Here is a 24468-nt window from a genome sequence, read left to right on the forward strand (position 1 = left end):
CCGATTCACAGCCGGCCGATGGCCGCCTTGAGCTCCTCGAGCGAAGCGGGTTTCGGCAGATGCGCATTGAATCCCGCTTCGAGCGCACGCCGCGCGTCGGCGCGCCGGCCAAAGCCCGACATGGCGATGGAACGCAGCTCGCGCGTGGCCGGCCGCCGACGCACCTCGGCAATGAACTGGTAGCCGTCCATTTCCGGCATGCCCAGGTCGGACACGAGCAGGTCGTAATTGTTCGCGTCAAGCAGCTCCAGGCCCTTTTTCGCGCTTTGCGCGACGTCGACAATCGCGCCCTCGAGCCGCAGCACCTCGGCAAAGGGGGCTAGCGCATCGGCATAGTCGTCCACCGCGAGCACGCGCCAGCCGCGCAAGTCGACCTCGGCAGGGACCTCATTCACCGGCACCTGCACATGCGCGCCCACTCGCGGTAGCCAGACGTCGAACTCCGCGCCCTGCCCGACGCCGTTCGAATGCACCTCCACCCGGCCGCCATGCGCGCGCGTCAACTCCTGCACCAGCGCCAAGCCGATGCCCAGTCCGCCGTTGGGCGGCGTGGCGTCGCTGCTGGCCTGGTTGAACATGCCGAACACGTGCGGAAGAAACTCCGGCGCAATGCCGCAACCCGTGTCGCGCACCGTGAGCCGGCCAAAGTTTTCGTCGTCGGCCTTCACGCGCACTGAAATGCATCCGCCGTCGGGCGTGAACTTGACTGCGTTGCTGAGCAGGTTCCACACGATCTGCTCGATGCGCACGCGGTCGCCGTCGCAGATCACGCCGGCTTCGCAGTCCGCCTCCAGCTCGAGCTTCTTGCCGGCCGCGCCGCCAACCGCGCCGTGCGCCGTGGCCAGCACCAGCTCGCCCAGGTCGACAGCCACGCGGTTCAGTCGCAGCTTGCCGGTGCGGATGCGCGAGAGATCGAGCAGGTCGTTGATGATGCGCGTCTGGCTTGCCACGGCGCGCTTGATGGTCTCGCCCACGCGCCGCACGATCGGGTTGTCGGCGGTGGCGGGCGTGTGCATCAGCAGCTCGGCGTTCATCTGGATCAGGTTGAGCGGCTGCTTCAGTTCGTGCGACATCACGGCCAGGAACTTGTCCTTGAGCTCGTTGGCCATTTGCGCGCTGAGGCTGGCCTTCCTTTCCTTGAAGAGCCGGTGCTCCTGTGCGAGCTCATGCTGTTTGGTGCCCGTCATGTCGCGCGCGATCTTGGCGTAGCCGCCGCCTGCCGCGGGCTCCAGCCGCGTGGTCACGCCGCTGCAGAAAAAGCGGCTGCCGTCCTTGCGCTGGTGCCAGCGCTCGTCCTCGGACCGGCCCACTTCGCGCGCGCGCCGCATCTCTTTTTCCGGCACGCCGTTCGCCTGGTCTTCGGCGGTGAAGATCGTCGCCAGCGGCTTGCGCAGCATTTCTTCTTCGGTGTAGCCAAAGATGCGGCGGGCGCCCACGTTCCAGGTGGCGATCAGGCCGCGGTCGTCGGTCGTGATGATGGCGAAGTCGCGCGTGGTGGCCGCCACCAACCGCAGCCTTTCTTCGCCCGCGCGCACCCGCTCTTCGGCGGCGGTGAGGTCGGTGATGTCGAAGAAGTTGAGGATCGCGCCTTCGATCTTGTCTTCCGCCGTCCGGTACGGAAGGATCCGCGCCAGGTAGTGTCGCCCTTCCGTGCTGGTCACGTGGCGCTCGCTGGTGCGCAGCTCCTTGAAGGCCGCGGCAGTGTCTTCCGCCAACTGCGGGTAGTCGAGCCGGCTGGTGATGTCGAACAGCGAACGCCCAAGGTCGGTTGCAATCAGGTTGAACAGGTTGCTCGCATGCGGTGTGTAGCGCTTGACGTGCATGCCACGGTCCACGAACACGGTCGCAATCTCTGACGACGCAATCAGGTTCTGCATGTCGTCGTTGATGCGGCCGCGCTCTTCCACCTTCATCTTGAGCTCGAAGTTCACCGTCACGCGCTCCTCGTTCATCGACTGCAGCTCTTCCTTGCTGGTCTCGAGTTCCTCGGTGGCGGAGCGCAACTCCTCGTTGATGGCCTGCAGTTCCTCGTTGGAGGCCTTCAGTTCCTCGGTCGAAGTCTCGGCGCCTTCGATGGTGTCCTGCAGATGCAGCTTGAGCTGGCGGATCTCGCCTTCCATCTGGCCGATGAGCAGCTCGCGCGCCGCATCGGCCGGCTCGCCGCCTTCGGGGCGCATGCTCTCTTCCACCTCGTCGAACACCACCAGTGTGAGCTGCGGAGCGGCTTCCTTCTCGTTGTCTTTTTGCTGCTGCAGCGGACGCACCGTGATGTTGAGGAACACCTGCCGCCCGTCCTCCCGCCGCTGCACCAGCCGCGTCTCCACACTGCCGGACGTCTGCGCCGCCTTGAAGAGCGCGGTTCGCAGTTCCAGGCGCAGATCGGGCCGCACATTGCTCAGCAGGTTGTTCGACGGCTCGCCGCTGGCCCGCTCCATGAAGCGGCCCACGCCGTTGGACAGGTGCAGCACCTCGTGTTCGCTGTTAATCAGTACGCTGGGCGGCGAAAACTGTTCCAGTGCACGCTGGTGCAGTTCCGCAAAGCTCAGCCTTGCGGCACGTTTGGGCGAACGCAGCGCCTCCATGGGGCCGGCCCAACCGGGCTTTGCCGGCGCATCGCTGATGAGCGGCACGTGCCGCGCGGGCGGCAGATCGGGGTTCACTCGGTAGATGCGGTTCTTCTTGTCGACCGCGGTGAACAGGCTGCCCACCGCGTCGATCGATTCCGAAGTGCCCAGGAACAGGTAGCCGCCCGGCCGCAGCGCGATGCGGAACATCTCCAGCACGTGGGCCTGCGCCGCACGGTCCAGATAGATCAGCAGGTTGCGGCAGCAGATGATGTCCAGCCGCGAAAACGGCGGATCCCGCAGCAGGTTGTGCAGCGCAAAGAGCACCGGTTCGCGCACCGAGGTCGCAATGCGGTACTGGTCCTGCTCGACCACGAAGAACTGCTGCAGCCGCGCGGGCGAGATGTCCTCGGCAATGCCCTGCGCGTAAAGGCCCCGGCGTGCCGTGGCGATGGCGCGCTCGTCGATGTCGGTGGCAAATATCTGGATGTCGAGAGGCTTGGATTGCCGGTCGACCTGCTCGCGAAGCAGCATGCTCAGCGAATAGGCTTCCTCGCCCGTGGCGCAGCCTGCCACCCAGGCGCGCACCTGCTCGCCGGGCTGCCTGTTTGCAAGGAGCTTGGGAATCGCGTCGTGCTCGAACGCCTCGAAGGCCTCGGGGTCGCGGAAGAAGTTGGTCACGCTGATCAGCATGTCCTGCAGCAGCGGCGTCGCCTCTTCGGGATGGTTGTACAGGAAGTCTCGGTACGCCGGCAGGTCGGCCAGGCGGTTCACTTGCAGCCGGCGCTCGATGCGGCGCAGCACCGTGGCGCGCTTGTAGTGGAGAAAGTCGTGCCGCGTGTAGGTGCGCAGCAGCGCCATGATCTCCTGCAGCGCCTTCTCGGCCTGCCGGGCCGCGTCCCCGCCGTCGGCCTCCGGGGCAAGGTCCACCTGCTCGTCGACCGGCATGCGAATGCGCCGGGCATTGTTCCAATGCTCTACCAGGCGCGGACCCATCTCGGCCGCGGGCAGCACGATGTCGACCATGCCGGTGCCGATGGCCGCGCGCGGCATGCCGTCGTGGGCCGCGTCCTCGGGCGACTGCGCCATGGTCAAGCCGCCGTTTTCCTTCACGCGCGTGAGCCCGACCGCACCATCACTGCCCGTGCCCGACATCACGATGCAGACGGCCCGCTCCTTGTGCACCTCGGCCATGGTGCGAAAGAACACGTCCACCGCCACCTGGTGGCCCCTGACGCGCTCGCCGGGCGCAACCCGCACGTAGCCGTCGTTCATGGTCAGCTCGATGCCCGGCGGAATCACGTAGACATGGTTCACCTCCACTGGCACCGGCTGCGTGACCTGGGTCACGGGCAATTGGGTGGAGCGTTGCAGTATCTCGGCCGCGTTGCTCTCGTGCTTGGGCGAAAGATGCAGGATGACGACAAAGGCCATGCCAGGGTCGGCGGGCATCTGCTCGAAGAAACGGATCAATGCTTCCAGACCTCCCGCGGAGGCGCCGATGCCGATGATCGGGAAGCTCAGCGTGCTGGGCGTGAGCTCGCGTTCAGCGCTGGCGGGAGAAGAAGGCGGAGGCGGGTTCGATGTGGGCATTGAAAGTCGGTGGCGGAGCGGGAACCCCAGGCTTGCCGTGCGCTCGTTTCAGTCCTTAAATTTTGCCCCTTTGTCGGCTGCTGTTTCCGGTTTTGTCGCCGGTTTTTTCCCTCGGTTTTGAGCCGTTCAAAGCCCGCGAACGGGCCGGAGCCGCCGGCCACCAGGGTTTTTCGCGATGCCGGCGCCGACATGGTGCGGGTTGGCGGCGACGAGATGAAGTGCGGCCTGTGCTCAGCCGCCTCCGACGCCCACGTTGACCTTGCCCGTGCCGCCACATTCCGGGCAGGTCTCGCCGCCCTTGCTGCGCCCGCTGCCGCCGCACAGGCGGCAGATGGCTTCACCGGTTCCGGGCACGCCGCGCGGTGCCTCGTCACCAGGCTGCATCGGCGGCGTCTGGACGAGGTCCACCGAGGCGCCCGGGTCTTCTTCGCCGGGCACCGATTGCGAGGACGCGCCGGGCCGAATCTCCTTGACCGAGTCCTTCTTCATGCCATTGCCTCCGGGAAAAGTGGGAAACGCACTCAGCATCGGCCGCATGGCAGTACACCGCGCCAGCAGACGCCCAGAGGCCTCGTCGGACGAAGCCCACAGCGCGAATGGGCACACCCATTGCTTGAGAAAATGCCTGTGGGCGTGACACATGCTGGAGAAAAAGAATGCCAGACCTCATCGATCACACCGCAAGCGGCAACGCGCAGGCCGCTACAACGGGCAACGACAGCGCACCACCGGCCTTTGGCTGGAACCTCCGGCGCCACTTTGCGATGACACCGCATGCCTTCATGCTGCACATCGGCGCTGCGGCCGGCTTGAGTTGCGCCATCGGCATCGGCTTCTGGATCGTCGGCTATCCCATGGTGTTCGGTTTCTGCGCACTGCAGGCCCTGGCACTTGCCGCGGCCTTCATTCACCAGGCGATTCACGCGCTCGACGGCGAAGAGCTCGTGCTGGCCGGCGACACACTCGAAGTGCACACCACGCGGGGCTTTCGTTCAGCCACCGTCCGCCTGAACCCATGCTGGACCCGGCTCGAATGCAGGGCCGATGCCGACCCGCCGGCGCTGTGCAGCGGCCGCACTCGCGTGCCCGTGGCCGTGTACCTGGCCGAGGCGCAACGCCGCCGCTTCGCCGCCGATTTCAACCGCGTGCTGGCCCGCGTGCGAACGCCGGGCAGCCTCCGCTAGTGCCCTGCCCATGTCCACCACGCGCCGCACCGAAAAACACGTTGCCAGAAAACGCAGCGCACCCCCTGTCGCGCCGCGCCCTTCAGTGCGCAAGCCGCACGACGAAAAGCTGGCGCAGCTGCGCGAAGCCCATCGACGCGGCAAGGTGGTGCTATTCGTGGGGGCCGGCATCTCGATGGACCTGGGCCTGCCGCCGTGGTCGGCGCTCATCGAGCACATGGCGCGCGAGCTCGGCATCGATGCACGCTCCTTCGGCGACAAGGGCGGCTACCTGACACTGGCCGAATACTTCCGACTTCGGCACGGCAGCATCGGCCCGCTGCGCAGCTGGATGGACCGCGAATGGCACCGTGGCGACGTGCGCGTGGAGACCTCGCGCATCCACGAGCTGCTGGCGAAGGGCCGCTTTCCGATCATCTACACCACCAACTACGACCGCTGGCTCGAAGCCGCTTTCGATCACCACAAGGTCAAGTACACCAAGATCGTGAGCGTGGCCGACCTTGCCAAGCTGCATCCGGGCACCACGCAGATCATCAAGTTCCACGGCGACCTGGAGGACGACGCCTCCATCGTGCTCGATGAAAGCAGCTACTTTGCGCGGCTGGACTTCGAGTCGCCGCTGGACATCAAGCTGCGCGCCGACGTGCTCGGCCGCTCGGTCGTCTTCATCGGCTACAGCTTGGCGGACGTGAACATCCGCTACCTGTTCTACAAACTTTCGCGACTTTGGAAGCAGTCGGTGCCCGACGTGGCGCAGCCGGTTTCCTACCTGTTCTCGCCCTCGGCCAACGAAGTGCAGCAGGCCGTGCTCGCGCAATGGGGCATCGAGATGATTCCACTCGCGCGCAACGATCCATCCAAGGCGTTGATCGAGTTCCTGGAGGCCGTGGTCGGCTAGCGCCGCGTTCACCATTGCAACCGAGCCGGCCATTCCTGCAAAACTTGCCGCAAATAGCGCCCGCCTTGCCTTGCCTTGCCATTGCTACCGGGCACGCCGTATGCCATGGCGTCTCGCATCTCCACGCGATGGATTCACATGCCCGATCTCCCCCCCCGACAACAACCTGGATCTGAACCGCTGCGTGCATGACGCCCGCAACGCGCTGGCTGCGATCTCGTCGGCGAGCGAGGTGCTCGCGCGCGTGGAGCTCCCGCACGCGGTGCTGCGCGATGCGAGCATCGTGGTGGGGCGCCAGGTTCGCCAGCTCTCGGCGCACATGACCGAGCTCGTCGCGCATGCACAGCGCGGCGCCGGCAACGCCGGCCGCGCGCTGGCCGTGTCCGACGACGCGGGACTGCTGGCGGTGCTGGGTGGGCTGCTTTGGGACGCGGGCTACAGGGTCGAGCTGGCGGCGACCTGTGACAGCGGCTATGCCGCCCTCATGCAGCGCGCGCCCGAGATCGCGGTAATCGACGTGCGCACCTCGACCGGGACGGCGCTCTCGCTGGGACAGCGCGCGCGGGGCGCCGGCTTCGAAGGCCGCATGGTTGCGGTCGAGGATTCTCCATTGGCGCAGGAGCAACGCGAGCCGCAGGACAGTGGCGGCATTGCAGGCTTCGATGCCGTGCTCGCAAGAAGCTTCGAGCCCGCTGCACTGCAAGCCGCGATCGCCTGAGCGCGGCGGCTGCGCCTTGCTGCCCGCCTGCTCACTCCTGCAGCCGTCCGGCCGCCTGCGCCCGTCCATTGAGGCTCTTGGCCCGCGCATGCCGGGCTTCCTCGGGGGTGAATTCATGCGCGCGCCCCAGCTCGTGGGCCGCGCGACCGCCTTGCCTGGCGATCTCTCTCTGGCGTTCGGGATCCATGCCGGCAAAGCCGCGACGGGTACGAATACGCCCTTCTTGGTCGTTCATTGGGTGATTTCCTTCGATCCGCGAACACAGTGCGGGCCTGTGCGCACAACCTCTGCGCGCCGACCGATCTCTTGGCAACCGGCGTGCCCGCTTCCGGTGCGCGCAGGCGCGCGGCCCGGGCGCCGCCTCAGCTCGCGTCGAAGCTCGCCGAGCTCGGCGCCTTCAACGTGAGCTTGCGCAGTGCGGCGCTCGCGGCCGCGAGTTCGTCGGCTTCGCGCAGCGAGGCCTCGGCGCTGCCGACGCCCTCCGCCTTCTGCACTTCGGCCAGCCGGCGCAGGATGGACTCCTTCTCCTGCAAGGCCCGCAGGCTGGTCCAAAGTGCGGAATCGGTCACCTGCTCCTGCGTGGCGGCCAGGCTGCGCATGCTGAACGCGTGGCCCGTGTGGCAGCGGTAGCGCACCAGGCGCTTGTCGTTCAGCTCGAACAGCACGCCCCCGCAATCGGGGCAGCTGAACATCGAGGGCTTGCCGATGGCCTTCAGGTTTTCCACGGCGCGCTCCCCCAGGGCCACGGCGTATTCGCGGCGCAGCGTCGCCGGGGCCTCAGGAGCCGGCAGGCCGGTGCGCGGCTGTGCAAGCTCGAACAGGAGCTGGCCCATGCCCTGCAGCGGGACCACGTGGTCCACCTCCACCGCGGCCATTGCGCTCTGCGGCATGCTGGGTTCATGGGCTTCGGCCGGGTCCTGCACGACGGCGATGCCGCCGCAGTCCTTGATGGCGCGCAGTCCGGCACTGCCGTCATCGAGCATGCCGGTGAGAACCACGCCCACGGCGCGCGTGCCGCAATCCAGCGCGGCAGAACGAAACAGCGGATCGATGGCGGGGCGGGCATGGTGTTCCTTGGGTCCGCGGGTCAGGCGGACCACGCCGCCTTCCAGCAGCATGTGGTGATCGGGCGGCGCGATGTAGATGGTGCCGGGCGCCGGCACGTCGCCCTCCCTCGCCTCGACGGCGCGGATGGGGCCGCGGCCGTCGAGCAGGAAGGCGAGATGGCTGCGGTGGGCGCCGATGTGCTGCACGAAGAAGATGGGCGCGGGAAACGCGGCCGGCAGCGCACGGACGAGATCGAGCATTGCATAGACGCCTCCCGCGGAAGCGCCTATGAAGATGGCCTGTTGTTCGGGCGAATGGGGCATTCCTGACAAGCAGAAGTACGGCGAATCCCTCCTGCGTGGCAAGCGGCGTGCCCGGCACGCGCCAAGGGCTGTGGGTCAGCCGTCGGTCACGGCGCTTCCATCGCGCGCACGCAGCAGGCGCTGCACATCGGTCGCCGCCACTGGCTTCACCAGATGCTCGTCGAAGCCCGCCTCCAGCGCCGCGAGCTTGTCCTCGGGTTGGCTCCAGCCAGTGGCCGCAACCAGGAGCATGCCGCGCCCCCACGGCTGCGCGCGAATGCGGCGCGCCACCTCGTGCCCGTCGAGCCCTGGCATGCCGATGTCGAGCACCGCGGCATCGGGCCTGAAGTGCTCCGCCACGCGCAGCGCATCGACGCCGTTGTCGGCGGTCTTCACGCTGAAGCCCGAGATGGACAGCATGCGGGCCATGCCCCACAGAGCATCCACGTTGTCGTCCGCAAGCAGCACGCGCGGCGCGCCGGCCTCTACAGGAGCCATCGCCGATGACAAGGCCGCCGCTGGAGTTTCCTGCGCAGGCTCTGTCTCGGCCACGCGCCGCTCGGCCAGCGGAATGCGCACCGTGAATCGGCTGCCGAGGCCGAGCCCCTTGCTCTCGCCCGTGACCGTGCCGCCATGCAGCTCGACGATGTTGCGCACCAGCGCAAGACCGATCCCCAGCCCTCCCGCCGCGCGGTCATGGGCATGCACGCTCTGCGTGAACATCTCGAACATCGTCTCGACCGTCTCCGGGTCCATGCCGATGCCGTTGTCGGTGACCGCGAAAACCGCATCGCCTCCATCGGCGTGCAGGGACAGCCGGATCTCTCCCTTGTCGGGCGTGTACTTGGCGGCGTTAGAGAGCAGGTTCGAGACCACCTGGGTCAGGCGCATGGGGTCGGCGTCGAGCAATATCTCGTCGCCGGAAACATCCAGCTCCAGCTTGTGGCGGCCAAATTCGATCAGCGGGTCGGTCGCCTCCAGCGCCGCTTCGACGATGCCCTGTGCCGTGACGCGTTCGCGGCGCAGCACCAGCCGTCCGCGGCGCAGGCTGGACACGTCCAGCAGGTCGCCCAGCAGCACCTTCATGGCCGAAGCCTGGCGCCGGATCACGCGCGCCGCGCGCCCCTGCTCCGGCGTGGGAAGCTCCACTGGCGCCAGCAGTTCCGCGGCGCCGCTGATCGAGGCGAGCGGATTGCGCAGCTCGTGCGAGAGCACCGCCAGGAAGCGGTCCTTGGCGGCGTCCGCGGCTTCGAGCGCCTTGCGCGCGGCCTCATTGGCGCGCAGCGCATCGAGCAGTTCGCTTCGGCTTTGCTCCACTTCCTGCTGCGCGGCGCGCTGTTCGCTCTGGTCGCGCAGCACCTTCACCAAGCCGATCACCGCGCCGTCGCCGTTGTGCATGGGCATGAGGGCGCCGCTGGCCCAGAAGCGCGAACCGTCCTTGCGCTGGTGCAGCCGATCGTCGGAGGCCCTGCCGGCGCGAAGCGCGGTGCGCACTTCTTCCTCGGGCGCACCGGCCGCACGGTCTTCCTCGGTGAAGATGACGTCGGCCGAGCGGCCCAGGATCTCGGCCTCGGTGTAGCCCAGGAGCCGCTCGGCGCCGGTGTTCCAGCTTTTCACGCAGCGCTCCATGTCGACCGAGAAAATGGCGTAGTCGACCGCGTTCTCCAGCATCAGCCGGAACCGCTCCTCGCTTTCGCGCAGTGCTTCCTCCGCGGCCTTGCGCTCGCTGATGTCGCTGCACACGATGAGCGCAGAGTCGGGCTTGCCACTCGCATCCGTGAGCACCGTCACGCTCTTGTGCAGCCAGATGAAGGAGCCGTCCTTGCGTACGTTGCGGCTCTCGCACTGGAACGGCTCGCCGAACTGCGCAAGCCGCCCGAACAAGGCCGACATGGCCGCGTGGTCCGCGGCATGCACCAGGTCCAGCGCGCGCTGGCCGACGAGCTCGTTCTCGTCATAGCCCATGAGCGCGTGGTAGCAGGTGTTGGCAAAGGTGATCTCGCCGTCGAGCCGTGTCTGCGCCACGCCCACCGACGCCTGGTTGACGATGGCGCTGAAGCGCTCCTGCGATTGCCGCAGCGACTCTTGCGCCTCCTTGCGTTCGGTGATGTCTACAAAGGTCAGCACCACGCCGGCAATGCGGTCCTCGATGGTCCGGTAGGGCCGCACGCGCGCAAGGTACCAGTTGCCTGCACTGTCGCCCACCTCGCGCTCGGTGGGCTGCAACGTCTCGAGCACGCGGCGCGCGTCGGCAGGCAGCTGCGGGTAGTCCAGCGGCGTGGTCAGGTCCGACAGCGGCCGCCCCAGGTCGGTTGCAATCAGCTTGAAGATCGACACCGCACTGGGCGTGAAGCGGGTCACGCGGAACTCGCGGTCCAGAAACACGGTGGCAATGGCCGTCGCGTCCATCAGGTTCAGCATGTCGCTGTTGGCCTGGCCGAGGTCGTCCACCTTGCATTTGAGCTCGTGATTGACGGTGGTGAGCTCTTCGTTGATGGACTGCAGCTCCTCGCGGCTGGTCTCGAGCTCTTCGGTCGCCGAATGAAGCTCTTCGTTCATGGCGTGCAATTCTTCATTGCTCGCCTTGAGCTCCTCGGTCGACGTCTCGTACTGCTCCACGGTTTCGCGCAGTTGCAGCTTGAGGCGCCCGACCTCGCGCTCCAGATGCTCGGCAATGGGCTCGGCGTCCACCCGCGGAACCACGATGGTGCCGCCGCCGCTCGCCGGATCGTCGCGTTTCAAGAGCACCAGCAAACCGCCCCCCAGCTCTTCCACCGGCACCACGCGCAGCGACACGTCGGCCTCGCCCGTCGCGCCCAGCCGTATCCTCACGGGCGCCACTTCCACCGGCTCGCGCCGTTCATTCACGTGGTAGAGCGCGGTCTGCAGCTCGGCCTTCAGGTCGGGCACGATAGCGCGCAGCACGTTGCGCGACGGCTCGCCGCCGCTGAAGTGCAGAAACTGCGTTGCCGCGGGCGAGATGTGCAGCATCTCGTGCTCGGCGTCCAGCAGGATGGAGGGCGGCCCAAGGCGGTCGAGCAGCCGCAGGTGCAGCTCGGCCCAGGTGATTGGGCGGCCGTCGGACAGCGTCGGCGGCGTGCCGCGCTGCAGGGCCGCGAAGGCCGCACCTGGAATGACGGGCGGCGGGCGCCTGTGCTCCAGCGCCATGGCCGTGCTGCTGCGGCCCACCGGCACCGGCGAGGCGGCCTTGGGCGCATGGCGCTGCACATAGATGCGGTGCTTCTTGTCGAGCACCGAGAACAGGGGGCTGTCTTCATCCACCGCCTCCGAGGCGCCGAGGAACAGCCGCCCGCTGGGCAGCAGCGAGAAATGCAGTGTCTCGAACACGCGCGCCTGCGCTTCGCGGTCGAGGTAGATGAGCAGGTTGCGGCAGGTGGCCAGGTCGATGCGCGAGAACGGCGAATCCTTCAGCACATCATGCACCGCGAACAGCACCATCTCGCGCAATTCGCGGCGCACGTGGTAGCCGCGCTGGTCGTGGACGAAGAAACGCCGCAGGCGCTCTTCCGAGACATCCGCCTCCGAGACCATCGGGTAGATGCCTTCGCGGGCGGCTTGCACCGCATCCTCGTCCAGGTCGGTGGCAAAGATCTGGATCGAGGGCGGGCTCTCGAGCATGCGGGCGTGCTCGGCCAGCAGCATCGCAATCGAGTAGGCCTCTTCGCCGGTGGCGCAGGCCACCACCCACACGCGCACCGTGTCGGCCGCCGTCTTGCCCCGGAACAGCTCGTGCACCATGCCTTCGAGAGCCGCAAAGCATTCGCCGTCGCGGAAGAAGTTGGTCACGCTGATCAGCATGTCCTGCAGCAGCGCGCCGGCCTCGCCGGGGCGCGTGCGCAGGCAATCCAGGTAGGCCGCGAGATTGCTCACGCCGTTCACCTGCATGCGGCGGCCGATGCGCCGCAGCACGGTGGAGCGCTTGTAGTGGGTGAAATCGCGCCCGCTGCGGTTGCGCACGAAAGCCAGCACTTCCCGGAAAGCCGCCTCGTCGACGTCCTCGGCCGGCGGTGCGCCGTCCTCACCGTGGTCCGGCAGCTGTTCGGGCGGCAGCCTGAGTTGCCGTTCGATGCGGCAATAGGCGTGGACGCGGGCGCCGATCTCGCGCACCGGCAAGACCCAGTCGATCATTCCGGTGGCAATGGCCGACTGCGCCATGCCGCCGTGCAGGGCTTCCTGCGGCTCCTGGGCGATGGTCAGTCCGCCGCGTTCCTTGATGCGCTTGACGCCGATGGTGCCGTCGCCGTCCGCGCCCGAGAGCACCACCGCAATGGCATGCGGGCCGTGCGTATCGGCCAGCGTGCGAAAGAAGAAGTCGACCGCCACATGGCGGCCCTGGCCCGGCGGCAGCGCCGCCAGTTCGATGTGTTCGCCGCGCGTGCGCAGCGCCTTGCCGGGCGGAATGACGTACACCGTGTCGGGCGCGATGCGCTCCTTGCCGGCTACCGGCACCACCGGCATGCGGGTGGACCGCTGCAGCACCTGGGCCAACGTGTCCTCCTCCTCTGCCGGCAGGGAGAGCACGACCACGAAGGCCATGCCTGTGTCGACCGGCGTGGCCTCGAGGAAGCCGCCCACAGCCTGGATGCCGCCGGCGGCGCCGCCGAGGCCGACCACGGGCAGCATGCGATAGCCGCGCGAAGGCACGGCGTCGTCGTTCTGATCGCCCTGCTCTTCCTCGGCCTCGTCGGGGGTCATTGCATCCAATGCGTTTTCTCCTTTTCTGCGGCAAACGGCGTTCCGGCCCGGGGCTGCGGCACCGGCTGGCACGCTGTTTGCCGGGTTGCCTTGCGCGAGACCTTCGCCGAGCGAGAACCCTCACGCACCGGAGACACGCAATGAACGAACTCAGCAGCTATTTCGCCCGCCATCCCCTGGAAGATCCGGCGAACTATCTGGGAACCGACTTCGATCCCGCAGGCGCCGCGGCGTACCGGTTGCGCCTGCGCGGATGGAAGGAACGCCACCGTGCGCAAATGCGCGCTTCGGCTGCGGCCACCGGCCCTTCTTCACGCGGCCGTCGGCATGCGCCGACGCAGCCGCATTCCTCTCATTGCTGGTACTCCTTCAACCGGTTGTAGAGCGTCTTCATGCTGATGCCGAGCAGCGCCGCGGTGCGCTCCTTGTGGCGTCCGCACCGTTCGTAGGTAGCCAGGATGACGCGCCGTTCCACTTCCGCGAGCTGCGTCCCCACTTCGATCACGATCTGGTCTTCCCCTGCGCCGGGCGGGGTAACCGCCTCGGCGCCGTTGCGATGGCCGTTGAGCGCGGCCGGCGCAAACGCCTGGCCCAGCGCCGGCTCTAGCTCCGGCTCGGGCAAAGAGCCGCCGGCTGGAAGCCATTCCTCGTCGATCTCGTTACCGGAAGCCATCACCCAGGCGCGCTGCACCACGTTGCGCAGTTCGCGCACGTTGCCCGGCCAGCGGTGCGCCGCCAGCCGCGCCAGCGCCGCCGGTGTGAGGCGCTTGGTGCCGCCTTCCTGGCGGCCGAGGTCTTGCAGAAAACTGGTGGCAATGAGCGCGATGTCGTCGCCGCGCTCGCGCAGCGGCGGCAGCCCGATCGGAAACACGTTGAGGCGGTACAGCAGGTCTTCCCGCATCTTGCCGCGCGCCACAGCCTCGGCGGCGTCGCGGTTGGTGGCCGCGATGATGCGCACGTCGGTCTGCTGCACCTGGGTGGAACCCACCCGCATGAAGGTGCCGCTCTCCAGCACGCGAAGCAGTTTCACCTGCAGTTCGGGCGGCATTTCGGTGACCTCGTCCAGAAACAGCGTGCCGCCGTGCGCGCGTTCGAAAAAGCCCTGGTGCTGGCGCTCCGCCCCGGTGAAGCTGCCGCGCTCATGGCCGAAGATTTCGCTTTCGACCAGGTGTGGCGACAGCGCACCGCAGTTGACCGCAAGAAAGGGCTGATCGCGCCGCCGGCTCAGGTCGTGCACCGCGCGGGCCACAAGCTCCTTGCCGGTGCCGCTCTCCCCATGGATGAACACGGTCACGGCCGTGCCGGCCACCCGTGAGATCTGCCGATAGACGCGCTGCATGGGTTGCGAGCGGCCGATGAGGTGACCAAAGCGCCCCGTCTCGCGCCAAAGCTCCTGCACCTCGTCGAGCTCGGCGCGCAGCTGCGATGGAGGGATCAGGCGCTTGAGCAGGCCCTTCAGGTGCTGCGGGTTGATGGGCTTTACGAGATAGTCGGCCGCGCCGAGGCGCAGGGCCCGGATGGAGGTCTCGAGGCTCGCCTGCCCGGTCATCAGGACCAGCATGGTGTCGCTCACGATCTGCGGGTCGTCCAGCAGGTCGAAGCCGTTTCCGTCGGGCAGATGCAGGTCGAGCAGCAACAGGTCGGGCCGCTGCATGGCAATGAGCCGGCGGGCCGCAGCGATGGCGTGGGCGCACATGACCGTGTGCCCTTCGCGTGCGACCAAGGCGGCGATCATCTTCGCCGAGTCCTCGTCGTCTTCAACTATGAGTGCGTGGCCCAACTTCGTTCCTGGCGTGATGCCCGTGCTGCGCTGTATCTGCTTCGCCGCGATTTCTTGCTTTGCTTCCGACTCGTCTCGCTCCAGTGAAGATACTGCGCTTCGAACGCACGCGCACCGGACGGCTCAATCGTTCAAGCCCTGTGCGAATTGGTGCACTTGCTCTGTCAGAGACGTCATACGCGCGACCTGCCGCTCCAGCACCTGCAGGGCTTCGAGCTTTGTGGCGCTGTCATCAGAGGTGCGCAAGAGCTCCAGCGCCACGGCCATGGCGCCGATAGGGCTGCGCAGATCGTGTTCGAGGCGTTGCGCCTGCATGGCCTGCCGGGCTTGCCGGGCCTGGTGCGCCTGGTGGGTTGCGAGCAGGTCGGCGGCTGCCTTGTCGGAGCGCGCTTTCTGCCGGAGCGCGAGGCTTATGCCCGCAAGAGCCGCGGCGCTCAGGCCGATCAGCATTGCCGTGCCCGCCGCAGCGCCCGCGGCTTCTCGCGATGAATTTTTCATGGCGGAAGTTTGCGACAAAGAAGCCTTCCCTGTCTGTCCCTCGGAGCGCCGCAAGATTTACGGCAAGGCTGCCGGCGCCGCGTTGGATCGGCCGCATTTTTACAAAAATTCTATTGAGTTTCAGCCATTTCGGGCACGAAATGCCTGGCACGACCGTTGCACTTTCCAATCCGGCCACGGGGTGGCAGGCGCTACGGAGAACCATGAAACCATCGATTGTTTTGCAAACCCGCCAGGTGCAGGCTCCTGTCTTTTCGCCCCGGCTGCAGCAGGCCGTGCGGCTGCTCCAGATGTCGGCGCAGGAATACGCGCAGGCCTTGCGCGACGCGGCCGAACTGAACCCATTTCTCGACATTGATGCGCCGCCGCAGGACGACGACGCTGCCGAAACCGCGCCGGCCCAGGCACTGGCCCAAGCCGAAACCGAGGCCGCCGCAGACCTTGAAGCGGCAGCCGCCGTCGACCGCATCACCGCCGCGCCCGCCTCGAGCGACAGGCATTTGTCGCATGACGAAAGCTTCGACCTGATGCAGCGCGTGCCATTGCCCGATTCGCTGCGCGCCCACTTGCACGGACAGCTCGGCGTGCTGCGCCTGTCCGCGCGCGAGATGGCTTTTGCGCGCGCCGTGGTCGAGGCCCTGGACGACGACGGCTACCTGCGCATTGCGCTCGGAGACATCGGCACCGCCCTGGGTGAAACCGGCGCGGAGGCCGAACGCGAACTGCGCACGGCGCTGCGGCGCGTGCAGGCGCTCGACCCGGCGGGCGTGGCGGCACGCAGCGTGGCCGAATGCCTGTGCCTCCAACTGGCGGCTTCCTCCGATCATGGGGACGAAAACATTCGCCGGCTCGCGCGCCGTATGGTCGAAGAGCACATCGGCCTGCTCGCGGCGCACGACGTCAGCAAGCTTGCCAAGGCACTCGACGCGTCGGCGCATGAAGTGCAGTCGGCCATCGATTGCATCCGGCGCCTCAACCCGCATCCGGGCTGGCAGTTCGGCGAAACGGCGGCGCGCATCGTGATCCCCGACGTGACCGTGAAGAAGGTGCGCGGCACGTGGAAGACATCGCTCAACGCCAGCGCGCTGCCGCGCGTGAAACTGAACACGGCCTACGCGCAGATGTTCGAGAAACACGGCGCAAGCCAATGCCCCGCCATGAAGGAATGCCTGGAACAGGCGCGCTGGATGGTCGGCGGCGTGTCGCAGCGCGCAAACACCATCCTGGACGTGGCGCGCGCCATCGTCGCGCGCCAGAAGATGTTCTTCGAGCACGGCCCGCTCGCCATGAAGCCGCTCGGGCTGCGCGAGATCGCCGATGAAGTGGGGGTGCATCCATCCACCGTCTCGCGCACCGTGCACAACAAGTACATGGCCACGCCGGCTGGCGTCTTCGAGCTGCAGCACTTCTTTTCGCGCGGGCTCAACCATGCGGCCGGCGGCGCCAGCGCGCCGGTGGCATTGCAGGGTCTCATCCGCGAGCTCATTGCGGTGGAAAAGCCCGTGGCGCCGCTCAGTGACGCCGCGCTGGCTCGCCAGCTTGCGCAACAGGGCTTCCGCATTGCGCGCCGCACCGTCACCAAGTACCGCCAGAGCATGAACATCGACCCCTTCGAGCGCCGCCGCATGTCGCCCGCACCATAAGCACAAGGAGAACCATGTCCATCGATTTCTTGCACACGCTCGCCAAGTGCCGCGCGCCTCTCACGCTCACCGATCCCGAGGACATCAACAAGCTGCTGGTGCTGCGCGCCGCTGGCCTCGTGGTGGCCCTGACGCTCAGGCCCGTCGCCGGAAAATCCGAGGTGGCCCGGTTCCTCGCGCTCACGCCGGACGGCCGCAGCGCGCTCGACCTGGCCAGTGCGCGTCCTCCCCGCCAGGCGGAAGCCGCGGCGGCATTGGTGGAGCAGGTCCGATGACCGCGCAGGACCCACCGGAGATGGCGCCCGGCTCCCCTTCGGCTGCCGGAGACCAGCAGCAGCGCCACATCTTCGTGTACCGGGGCTGGCGCTTCGCATACAGCGCTCCGCGCATGCGCACGGGTGTGTACCGACCGGTGGTGGTCTGCCTCGGCCAAGGAACCGATGACCAGGAAACCATGCTGCCCGACGACACCGACGAGATCGCCTACGCCACCGAAGCTGAGGCGCTGCGGCACGCGCAGCAGCAAGCCATGCGCTGGGTGCACGACCGCACGGGAGACGGCCAGGGGCAGTTCTGAAGGGCACGCGCACGCGGCGCGCTGCCTCTCGCTCTCTCAACGCCGGCCGGCCGGCAGCGCAGTTGCGTTGCGCAACATGCAGGCGGCACGGCCTTCTGCGGTAATACCGGTCACGATGGCGCGCGCGATCCGCCGCTCCCCCGTGCGCAGGACGACCGTCGGCTCGGTCATCGCCTGCAGCAGTGACGCGCTGCGCAGCGCAAGGATCTTGTGAATGTCGTCGGGCTCGGAACACACCACGGGCATCTGCCGGCGAGAGAGGAGTTCAAGCAGTTCATAGCACTCGCTGGCGTGGCCCACGCGCGATTGCGATCTTTTCATGGCGGCACATCCAAGGCGTTGAAGAAGAAGAGGAAGGACGCCGCGAGAGGGGCAAACGGCATGCCCGCATCGGCTTGGGCGTGCACGTGTAGTCTGCGCAGCCGACTCACACGAGAAAGGTTCCTACGCGGCGCATTCCGCCGCCACCCGAATCTGCCGACAGGTGACGACACCGGCTCGACAACCTTGTTCATGCAGGTGCGAGTTAGGCGGCGGCCGTGGTGGCCGCCGCTTTTTTTGCGGGCCCTTCCTCTCGCCCTGATCGAAGATGACGACTCTTGATCTGCTGTGTGCACGCGGCCCCAGGATGCGACCGTTGCGGCGGGTGTTTGGCTTTGCCATCGTCGCGGCCGGCCTGGCCCTGCTGATGTTCGAGGCGGCGGAAGCGATTGCCGCCGGCGATGCGCGCGTGCGCGGCGCCTTGCTCGGCGGCAGCCTGGCGGCATTGGCCACTGCCCTCGGCACGATACCGGTGCTGCTGTCACAACAGTTCTCGCAGCGCGTGTTCGACAGCATGCTGGGCTTTGGTGCAGGCGTGATGCTGGCGGCCACCTCGTTCTCGCTCGTAATTCCAGCCTTGGAGGCGGCACGCTCGCAGGGTGCCGGTTCGTGGGGTGCGGGCGGCATCGTGGGCGCCGGCGTGCTGCTGGGCGCGGCGCTGCTGTTGGCCATCGACCGGCTGGTGCCGCACGAGCACTTCGTGAAAGGCGTCGAAGGACCGAAGGCGCTCAAGCTGAAGCGGGTCTGGCTCTTCGTGTTGGCCATCGCGCTGCACAACCTGCCTGAAGGCCTGGCGATCGGCGTCGCCTTTGCAGGCTCCGATCCGGTGGCGGCCACCGCGCTGGCCACGGGCATCTCGATCCAGGACGTGCCCGAAGGCATGGTGGTGGCGCTCGCGCTGCGCGGCGTGGGCTACGGGCGGCTCCTGTCGGTGGGCCTGGGCGTGGCCTCCGGCCTGGTGGAGCCCGCCATGGCCGTGCTGGGCGCAACAGTGGTCACGCTGATGGCCAGCCTGCTGCCGTGGGGGCTGGCGCTGGCGGCGGGCGCGATGCTGTTCGTCATCAGCCACGAGATCATTCCTGAATCGCACCGGCAAGGACACGAAGCCTTCGCGACTGGCGGCTTGATGCTCGGCTTCGTGGTGATGATGGTGCTCGACACCGCGCTGGGCTGAAGAAAGGAACATCCCATGACCGCATTGGACCTTTTGAACCTGGATGTCTTGCTCGCCCGCAGCGTGCTGCTGCGCGCCGACTACATGCGCGTGCAGACCCGGATCAACGATCTGCTGTCGCACGGGTGCAGCGATGCCGGCGACGGCCCCGCCGACGAGGACTTCAGCGAGCTGATCGGGGCCATGAGCCGTTCGTTTGCGGCGGATGCGCGCTATCTCTCCAGCCTTTCGTACACGGTGCATGAAATCATCGAGCACGCGAAAGCCGTGGCCTGATCAGGCGCCGAGCGCGGGCTTGGCGATCATCAGCCAGAACAGCGCCAGGAAAAGAAAGAAGGCCGGCACGCCCAGTGCCACCCACCACTTGAAGAAGAACCAGTAGCGCGGCGTAAGCAGGGTGCCCTCGCGTGCCGCCTGCGCGGCCAGGTCGCGCAGCCGCATCTGCAGCCACACCACCGGCAGCCAGCACGCGATGGCCAGCGCATAGCAAGCCAGCGAGGCCGCCAGCCACGGCGTGGACAGCGGCATGCCCATGCGATGCACGAGCCAAAGCCCCGTGACCGGCTGCAGCACGGCCGTGGTCGCGGTGAAGAGCCAGTCGGCGCGCACCACCATGCGCGACACGACCGCCACCGCCCGCACGTCGCGCGACAGCGTGGTGGCCAGCAGGTAGAAGGCCGAGCCGACGCCGGTTCCGAACAGCAGGGTCGACGAGATCACGTGCACGTATTTCAGGAGGAGGTATTCCATGGCGGCTTTTCCCGAGGCGGCCGTGCGGCGCGCCGGCCGCGGCGCACGGGCGGCTCCATGGCCCACAGCAACACGATGGCCGCGCACATCGGCAGGTTCTTGGAGAGCGGACCGAAGGGATGGAGCCAGAACTCCGGCATCGCCCAGCTGATGGCCGCCATGTAGAAGGCGATCAGGGCAAGCTGCAACGGCCACAGCACCCGGGCGCGCCAGGCAGCCGGCAGCACGAGCGTACCGATGCCCAGCGCCAGGTCGAACAGCGCCGCGCCATCGAGCAGCAGCTCGGCCCACGCACCGCTGGCGCCCACGCGGGCCAGCAGCGCCAGGCTCTGGTCGCGCGGATAGAGCCCGATGGACACGGCAAAGGTCCAGATCCAGACCAGCGCCACCGACACACGCAGCAGCGGCAGCATCCATTGCAGCCACGAGGCGCGGCGCAGTGCCTCTGCGCGATGGGCGGGAACGAAGGCGCGGTGCGAGCGCGGCGCGCGCCCGAGCCACTGCGCGAAGTCGTCGGCCGGAGCGGCATTGCCGCGCAGCAGCATGCCGGCCGTGTCGGTGTCGAGAAAGCTGCCCTTGAACCGGCCCGCCAGCATTGCGCCAAAGCGGAACAGGCCCTCGGGTATTGGCAGCACCCATGCCTCGCGGGCGTAGCCAAGCTGCACGCGCAGGTCGGCCAGGTAATCGCGAAAGCTCACCGGCTTGGGCCCGACGAAATCGATGGTGCGGCTGCGCACCGGGCGCGCCTCTGCCAGCGCCAGCACGCCTGCCACCACATCGTCCAGGTGAACCGGCTGCACCGCCTGCCGGCCGCCGCCGGGCAGCGCCAGCAGCGGCATCACCGCGAGCGCCGCAAACAGCGCTGCGCTCGCGCCTTCATCGCCCCACACAAGAGAGGGCTGCACGATAGCCGACGCGACGCGGCATTGCCGCAAGTGGCAGTCGGCCTCGCCCTTGCTGCGGTGATAGCCGCTGATGGCATCGGGTGCAGCGCCCAGTGCCGAAATCTGGATGACCAGCGCGGCGCCGGCCTCGACGCAGGCGTCGAACAGCTGCACAGGGCCGTGGTGATGCACGGCCTCGAGTTCCCCCCTGCCGCGCTCGCGCAGCAGGCCGGCCGCGTTGACGACGACGTCGCCGCGGCGCAGGTGGTGCGTCCAGAAGGAAGCCGGCGGAACCTGCGCGAGGTCGGCGGAGATCCATTCCGTGTGTGCCTGCGGCCAGGAGGCCTGCGTGCGGGCAGTCTCAGCGTCACGTGCTGTGCACAGCAGGTCCGCGCCGCGATGGGCGAATGCTTCGGCGAACGCGCGGCCGAGAAACCCGGACGCCCCGACGATCACCACTCTCATCGCTCGTCCTTCGCCGTGCCGCGGCAGGCCGGGCTTCAACGCCGTGGCGCGCGGTTTGCCACTGCGCAACCCAACGCCAGGCCGACTGCAAAGCTCGCATACACCGCCGCCAGCGAAGCTTTGGAAAGATGGTGCTCGAACCCGGGCGTCAAGCGCCGGGGTGTGGCCATGTAGTCGACGGCGCATGCGGTCGCTGCGGCAATGCCCGCGCTCGAAAGCGCAGCGGGCAAGGACTGCGCTGGCCGCCGGTTGGCGTGCAGCCACGCATAGAGCACGGCCCAGAAGGTTGCGGAAGCGTGGTGGATGGCGTAGCCGAGCACGGTGTAGCGCAGCGAAGGCGATTTCCTGAACAGCGCCTTGCGGTCCCAGACCCAATGGCTGATGGCATTGGTCGGCGCCACCGAGCTTCCCGCTTCATGGCGACCACACACCGCGAGCGCAATGCTCGACGCCACGCTGGCAAAGGCGCCCGCGATCAACCCGGTTCGCATGGCCGACCTTGCCGGGCCCGGGGCGGATGTGCTGTTCGTTTCATCGCGCATGCGGCGAGCTTGGCCGCTCTGCGCTTTTGCGCGCGTGCGATGGGGAGAATCGCCACGTAGGCTCGCATCGCGATGCAGCCGTCTCCAATGGCTGACGTGCAGCGCACTGCGGCGTTGAATCGGCGCCGCGTGCTTCTGTTTTTTCGCGACAGCGATCCGGCACGCTGTCCGACACCTTGCTCGCGCGCACCGGTGCAGCGTTCGAAAACTGCACTGAAGGGTGATCAAGAATGAAGCCTCAACAAGCCAGGAGCGACGAACGAGACAACCAGCGCGTGATCCGATGGGGCATCGGCGCCGCCATCTTCATCTTCCTGCTGGCACTGGCCTACAACTTTCTGGCGCAGACGCGCGAAGAAGGCCCGGTCAAACCGTCGACGCCGACCCAGAGCGCACCGCAGCTTCCGTCTTCGAGCACCACCGGTTCGCAGAGCGCTCCTTCGAGCACTGCGCCGCAGACGGCGCCTTCAAGTACCACTGCGCCGCAGACCGCGCCAGCACCTGCAAATAGCCAAAGCAAGTAGCCGGGCTCGCCGAGCCTCTGCGGCTCAGCAGGATTCGTCCCAGTTCAGCAGGCCCATCTGGGTGGCCGTGCGAACCGCCTGGGTGCGCGACTGGACGTTCAGCTTGCGGTAGATGCTCTTGAGTTGCGCCTCGATCGTGTTGATCGAACGATGGGTTTGTTCGGCAATCTGCCGGTTGCTCTGCCCCTCCGAGATGAACCGCACCACCTTCAGCTCGCGGGGCGACAAAAGACCCTTCGCTTCCGCGACGGGCTTCGGCGCGGCGGGCGTGCCGAACGAGCCCAGGATGCGCCGAGCAATTTGAGAGGCTGCCGGAGAGTTGCCGAGTTCGATCGAGCGCATCAGCGAAGCGAGATCCGTGGCGTTGGCTTTTGCGAAGAGATCGCGCACAACACCCGCGGCCGCGGTGGAATTCACGCGCCAATCGTCATTTGCGGCAGATCCCGGAAGCGAGCCAATGGGAAATCGGTCCCCCTGTTTCAAGGACGGGTACCACGTGATCGTCGATTCGATGTTTGCGTTGGACATTTCAAAAGCTCGCCGGCTCTGGCGTTCCGCAAGACTGGGACCTGAACACCATCGCGTTGCAAGCCCCGGAGAACATGAATGAAGCTGATTCGATGCTACGAACAACGCCGCTCTGTGGCATTGGCTTTCGCCCAGCGGATGTGGCGCAGTTCACAAACGCAAACTAAAGTTAGCTATATTCACGACTTCCGCAACGATGTCGCCGGCTTGTCCGAGTCCAGTTCGGGAGACGGCAGATCGAAATCGGTTGCCGCGAAATCGGCGGGCACGTGCACGCCGTAGTCGTCGCGGCGAACCAGCCCACGGCTCTCCAGGTCGCGCATGGTCTTGTTGACCACCTCTCGCGACAGCCCAGAGTAGGAAGCAATCACCGATTGCGTGATGCGCTTGTCGTAGCCGCCAGTGGATGCCGGCGCCAGTTGCGTCAGTTGATGAAGCACCCGACTCACCAGATCTTCGGACGACAGCGCGGATATCCTGCGAAGCTGCCCCCGCATCACGCTCACACGTTTCATGGCAATGTCGAGCAGCGCCAAGGCCATTTGCGGATGCCGCTCGCACAGCTTGCGCATGGCGGCAATGGGGATCAGGTACACCGACGAGGGCAGCGCGGCAATCAGTGTCTGGGTGGCTTGGTGCCGGTCTTCGGTGAAAGAGGATCCGAGAAAGAAATCGTCACGCCGGATAAATTCAGTGGTGACGTCGCCGCTGCCGCCGCGCCCATGCGCCACGACGCGCAAAAGACCGTTGGCCACGCAGTAGAAGCGGTCCGTCCATTCGTCCACGGCAAGAACGGTTTCGTTGCGCCGGTAAGAGCGAAGTTCGCTTGCCTGGACCAGCGCTGCACGTTCCAAGGCCGGCAACCCAGAAACCAAAGCATTCAAATACATGCCCCAATGATGCGGGACGTTGCCGTCGCCACATACCCATAAATGGGGGATGTCGTACCGATCCCACTCCCAAGCGCCAGCGGCGCGGTTACAAGTTCGCCTCGCGCTTATTCAAAGATGGGGAACCCGTCGGCTCCAGCCCGCCGATATCGGTGGAAGCAAAGTCCGTCGAAACGTGAACGCTTTGCCCGTCGCGCCACACGAGGCCGCGGCTCTCCAGGTCGCGCATGATCTTGTTGACCACTTCGCGCGAGAGCCCCGTATAGGACGCGATCACCGCCTGGGTGATGCGCTTGTCGAAGCCGCCGGTGCTGGCCGGCGCGAGCTGCGTCAGCTGGTGCAGAACCCGGCTCACCAGGTCTTCGGACGAGAGCGCCGAGATCTTGCGAAGCTGGCTGCGAAGCGCCCTGATGCGCGTTGCCGCGAACTCGAACAGGCCCATGGCCACTTCTGGATGGTCTTCGCAAAGCTTGCGAGCCACCGGAATCGGAATGAGGTACGCCGAAGAAGGCAATGCTGCGACAAGCGTCTGTCGGGCCACGTAGCGGTCTTCGCCGAGCGAGGGCCCCAAAAAGAAGTCGTTGCGGCGAATGAAATCGGTCGTCACGTCCCCGCTGGGATCGCTGCCATGTTCGACCACGCGCAGCAGGCCGCTCGTCACGCAGTAGATGCAGTCCGTCCACTCCTGCGCAGCCATGACGGTCTCGCTGCGCCTATATGAACGGAATTCGCTGCGCTTGATCAACGCCTCGCGCTCGGCCGGCGGCATTTTGGCGAGAAGAGGATGCAGGTACATGGCGGCGTTTGTCTTTAGGTCGGCGGCGGCCTCCCGACGGCTCGCACAGGCACAAGATTGCTCTCTACAGC

At 67.0% G+C, this 24468-nt stretch carries 24 protein-coding genes; 10 read left to right on the top strand and 14 right to left on the bottom strand.

Translation table 11 applies throughout. From position 1 onward, the window contains the following. Positions 1 to 5 precede the first annotated feature (5 nt). Together J2X92_RS06850 and J2X92_RS06855 are read right to left on the bottom strand one after the other, a co-directional pair. On the bottom strand, positions 6 to 4157 hold the full coding sequence (locus tag J2X92_RS06850) for a CheR family methyltransferase (RefSeq protein WP_307574447.1): 4152 nt from the start codon (positions 4155 to 4157) through the stop codon (positions 6 to 8). A gap of 231 nt (positions 4158 to 4388) precedes the next feature. Then, the gene (locus tag J2X92_RS06855) at positions 4389 to 4646 is read right to left on the bottom strand and encodes a hypothetical protein (RefSeq protein ID WP_307574448.1); all 258 of its coding nucleotides are present in this window, start codon (positions 4644 to 4646) and stop codon (positions 4389 to 4391) included. 167 nt (positions 4647 to 4813) lie between these two features. On the opposite strand from J2X92_RS06855, the gene J2X92_RS06860 reads away from it, so the two are divergent. The 3 genes from J2X92_RS06860 to J2X92_RS06870 all read left to right on the top strand — a co-directional run bounded on the left by J2X92_RS06860 (position 4814) and on the right by J2X92_RS06870 (position 6960). Continuing rightward, on the top strand, positions 4814 to 5341 hold the full coding sequence (locus J2X92_RS06860) for a DUF2244 domain-containing protein (protein ID WP_307574449.1): 528 nt from the start codon (positions 4814 to 4816) through the stop codon (positions 5339 to 5341). A 10-nt stretch (positions 5342 to 5351) separates the two neighbouring features. Continuing rightward, complete coding sequence (locus J2X92_RS06865) at positions 5352 to 6242, top strand: SIR2 family protein (protein WP_307574450.1); 891 nt, start codon at positions 5352 to 5354, stop codon at positions 6240 to 6242. Positions 6243 to 6426: 184 nt separating this feature from the next. Then, positions 6427 to 6960 carry a hypothetical protein gene (locus tag J2X92_RS06870; protein ID WP_307574451.1) on the top strand — a complete coding sequence of 178 codons (534 nt, stop codon included), beginning with the start codon at positions 6427 to 6429 and terminating at the stop codon, positions 6958 to 6960. 31 nt (positions 6961 to 6991) lie between these two features. Here J2X92_RS06870 and J2X92_RS06875 read toward each other — a convergent pair whose 3' ends face one another. The 3 genes from J2X92_RS06875 to J2X92_RS06885 all read right to left on the bottom strand — a co-directional run bounded on the left by J2X92_RS06875 (position 6992) and on the right by J2X92_RS06885 (position 13025). Then, positions 6992 to 7195, bottom strand: coding sequence for a KGG domain-containing protein (locus J2X92_RS06875; RefSeq protein ID WP_307574452.1), 204 nt, complete (start codon positions 7193 to 7195; stop codon positions 6992 to 6994). 127 nt (positions 7196 to 7322) lie between these two features. Beyond that, entirely contained in the window at positions 7323 to 8330 is a 1008-nt protein-coding gene (locus J2X92_RS06880; protein WP_307574453.1) for a chemotaxis protein CheB, read from the bottom strand. 75 nt (positions 8331 to 8405) lie between these two features. After that, a complete protein-coding gene (locus tag J2X92_RS06885) occupies positions 8406 to 13025 on the bottom strand; it encodes a PAS domain S-box protein (RefSeq protein WP_307574740.1) in 4620 nt (1539 codons plus the stop codon). Positions 13026 to 13165: 140 nt separating this feature from the next. On the opposite strand from J2X92_RS06885, the gene J2X92_RS06890 reads away from it, so the two are divergent. Continuing rightward, positions 13166 to 13408, top strand: coding sequence for a hypothetical protein (locus tag J2X92_RS06890; protein ID WP_307574454.1), 243 nt, complete (start codon positions 13166 to 13168; stop codon positions 13406 to 13408). On the opposite strand, the gene J2X92_RS06895 is transcribed toward J2X92_RS06890, so the two are convergent. Next, positions 13378 to 14805, bottom strand: a complete 1428-nt coding sequence (locus J2X92_RS06895; protein WP_307574455.1) for a sigma-54-dependent transcriptional regulator — start codon at positions 14803 to 14805, stop codon at positions 13378 to 13380. The two genes, J2X92_RS06890 and J2X92_RS06895, sit on opposite strands and share 31 nt — an antisense overlap. Before the next feature lie 123 nt (positions 14806 to 14928). Continuing rightward, positions 14929 to 15303 (bottom strand): histidine kinase dimerization/phospho-acceptor domain-containing protein, encoded by a 375-nt coding sequence (locus J2X92_RS06900; protein ID WP_307574456.1) that lies wholly within the window; start codon positions 15301 to 15303, stop codon positions 14929 to 14931. 203 nt (positions 15304 to 15506) lie between these two features. On the opposite strand from J2X92_RS06900, the gene rpoN reads away from it, so the two are divergent. Genes rpoN through J2X92_RS06915 form a run of 3 tightly spaced genes read left to right on the top strand, consistent with a single transcriptional unit; the run spans position 15507 to position 17523 of the window. After that, positions 15507 to 16946: an RNA polymerase factor sigma-54 gene (rpoN, locus tag J2X92_RS06905; protein ID WP_307574457.1), complete on the top strand. Its 1440-nt coding sequence runs from the start codon at positions 15507 to 15509 to the stop codon at positions 16944 to 16946. Positions 16947 to 16960: 14 nt separating this feature from the next. Beyond that, positions 16961 to 17221: a hypothetical protein gene (locus J2X92_RS06910; RefSeq protein ID WP_307574458.1), complete on the top strand. Its 261-nt coding sequence runs from the start codon at positions 16961 to 16963 to the stop codon at positions 17219 to 17221. Beyond that, complete coding sequence (locus J2X92_RS06915) at positions 17218 to 17523, top strand: hypothetical protein (RefSeq protein WP_307574459.1); 306 nt, start codon at positions 17218 to 17220, stop codon at positions 17521 to 17523. The genes J2X92_RS06910 and J2X92_RS06915 overlap by 4 nt, the downstream gene beginning before the upstream one ends. A gap of 36 nt (positions 17524 to 17559) precedes the next feature. Here the strand turns inward: J2X92_RS06915 and J2X92_RS06920 are convergent, their stop codons facing one another. Further along, positions 17560 to 17844: a hypothetical protein gene (locus tag J2X92_RS06920; protein ID WP_307574461.1), complete on the bottom strand. Its 285-nt coding sequence runs from the start codon at positions 17842 to 17844 to the stop codon at positions 17560 to 17562. Positions 17845 to 18112: 268 nt separating this feature from the next. Between J2X92_RS06920 and J2X92_RS06925 the strand changes: the two genes are divergently transcribed. Together J2X92_RS06925 and J2X92_RS06930 are read left to right on the top strand one after the other, a co-directional pair. Then, the gene (locus tag J2X92_RS06925; protein ID WP_370878332.1) at positions 18113 to 19018 is read left to right on the top strand and encodes a ZIP family metal transporter; all 906 of its coding nucleotides are present in this window, start codon (positions 18113 to 18115) and stop codon (positions 19016 to 19018) included. A 15-nt stretch (positions 19019 to 19033) separates the two neighbouring features. Continuing rightward, entirely contained in the window at positions 19034 to 19294 is a 261-nt protein-coding gene (locus J2X92_RS06930; RefSeq protein WP_307574462.1) for a hypothetical protein, read from the top strand. On the opposite strand, the gene J2X92_RS06935 is transcribed toward J2X92_RS06930, so the two are convergent. From J2X92_RS06935 to J2X92_RS06945, 3 genes are read right to left on the bottom strand one after another with little or no spacing between them, the layout of a single operon-like run. Then, positions 19295 to 19768 (bottom strand): DUF2269 family protein, encoded by a 474-nt coding sequence (locus J2X92_RS06935; protein WP_307574463.1) that lies wholly within the window; start codon positions 19766 to 19768, stop codon positions 19295 to 19297. It abuts the gene before it with no gap. Continuing rightward, the gene (locus J2X92_RS06940) at positions 19750 to 21117 is read right to left on the bottom strand and encodes an SDR family oxidoreductase (protein WP_307574464.1); all 1368 of its coding nucleotides are present in this window, start codon (positions 21115 to 21117) and stop codon (positions 19750 to 19752) included. The genes J2X92_RS06935 and J2X92_RS06940 overlap by 19 nt, the downstream gene beginning before the upstream one ends. A gap of 35 nt (positions 21118 to 21152) precedes the next feature. After that, positions 21153 to 21608, bottom strand: a complete 456-nt coding sequence (locus J2X92_RS06945; RefSeq protein WP_307574465.1) for a hypothetical protein — start codon at positions 21606 to 21608, stop codon at positions 21153 to 21155. Between the two features lie 281 nt (positions 21609 to 21889). Between J2X92_RS06945 and J2X92_RS06950 the strand changes: the two genes are divergently transcribed. Then, positions 21890 to 22183, top strand: coding sequence for a hypothetical protein (locus J2X92_RS06950; RefSeq protein WP_307574466.1), 294 nt, complete (start codon positions 21890 to 21892; stop codon positions 22181 to 22183). Positions 22184 to 22207: 24 nt separating this feature from the next. Here J2X92_RS06950 and J2X92_RS06955 read toward each other — a convergent pair whose 3' ends face one another. From J2X92_RS06955 to J2X92_RS06965, 3 genes are all read right to left on the bottom strand, one after another. Then, positions 22208 to 22711 carry a response regulator transcription factor gene (locus tag J2X92_RS06955; protein ID WP_307574467.1) on the bottom strand — a complete coding sequence of 168 codons (504 nt, stop codon included), beginning with the start codon at positions 22709 to 22711 and terminating at the stop codon, positions 22208 to 22210. Between the two features lie 179 nt (positions 22712 to 22890). Further along, on the bottom strand, positions 22891 to 23601 hold the full coding sequence (locus J2X92_RS06960) for a Crp/Fnr family transcriptional regulator (RefSeq protein ID WP_307574468.1): 711 nt from the start codon (positions 23599 to 23601) through the stop codon (positions 22891 to 22893). Between the two features lie 88 nt (positions 23602 to 23689). Continuing rightward, positions 23690 to 24397: a Crp/Fnr family transcriptional regulator gene (locus J2X92_RS06965; RefSeq protein WP_307574469.1), complete on the bottom strand. Its 708-nt coding sequence runs from the start codon at positions 24395 to 24397 to the stop codon at positions 23690 to 23692. Positions 24398 to 24468: the final 71 nt, after the last annotated feature.

The organism is Variovorax paradoxus (assembly GCF_030811855.1).
Lineage (GTDB): Bacteria > Pseudomonadota > Gammaproteobacteria > Burkholderiales > Burkholderiaceae_C > Variovorax > Variovorax paradoxus_L.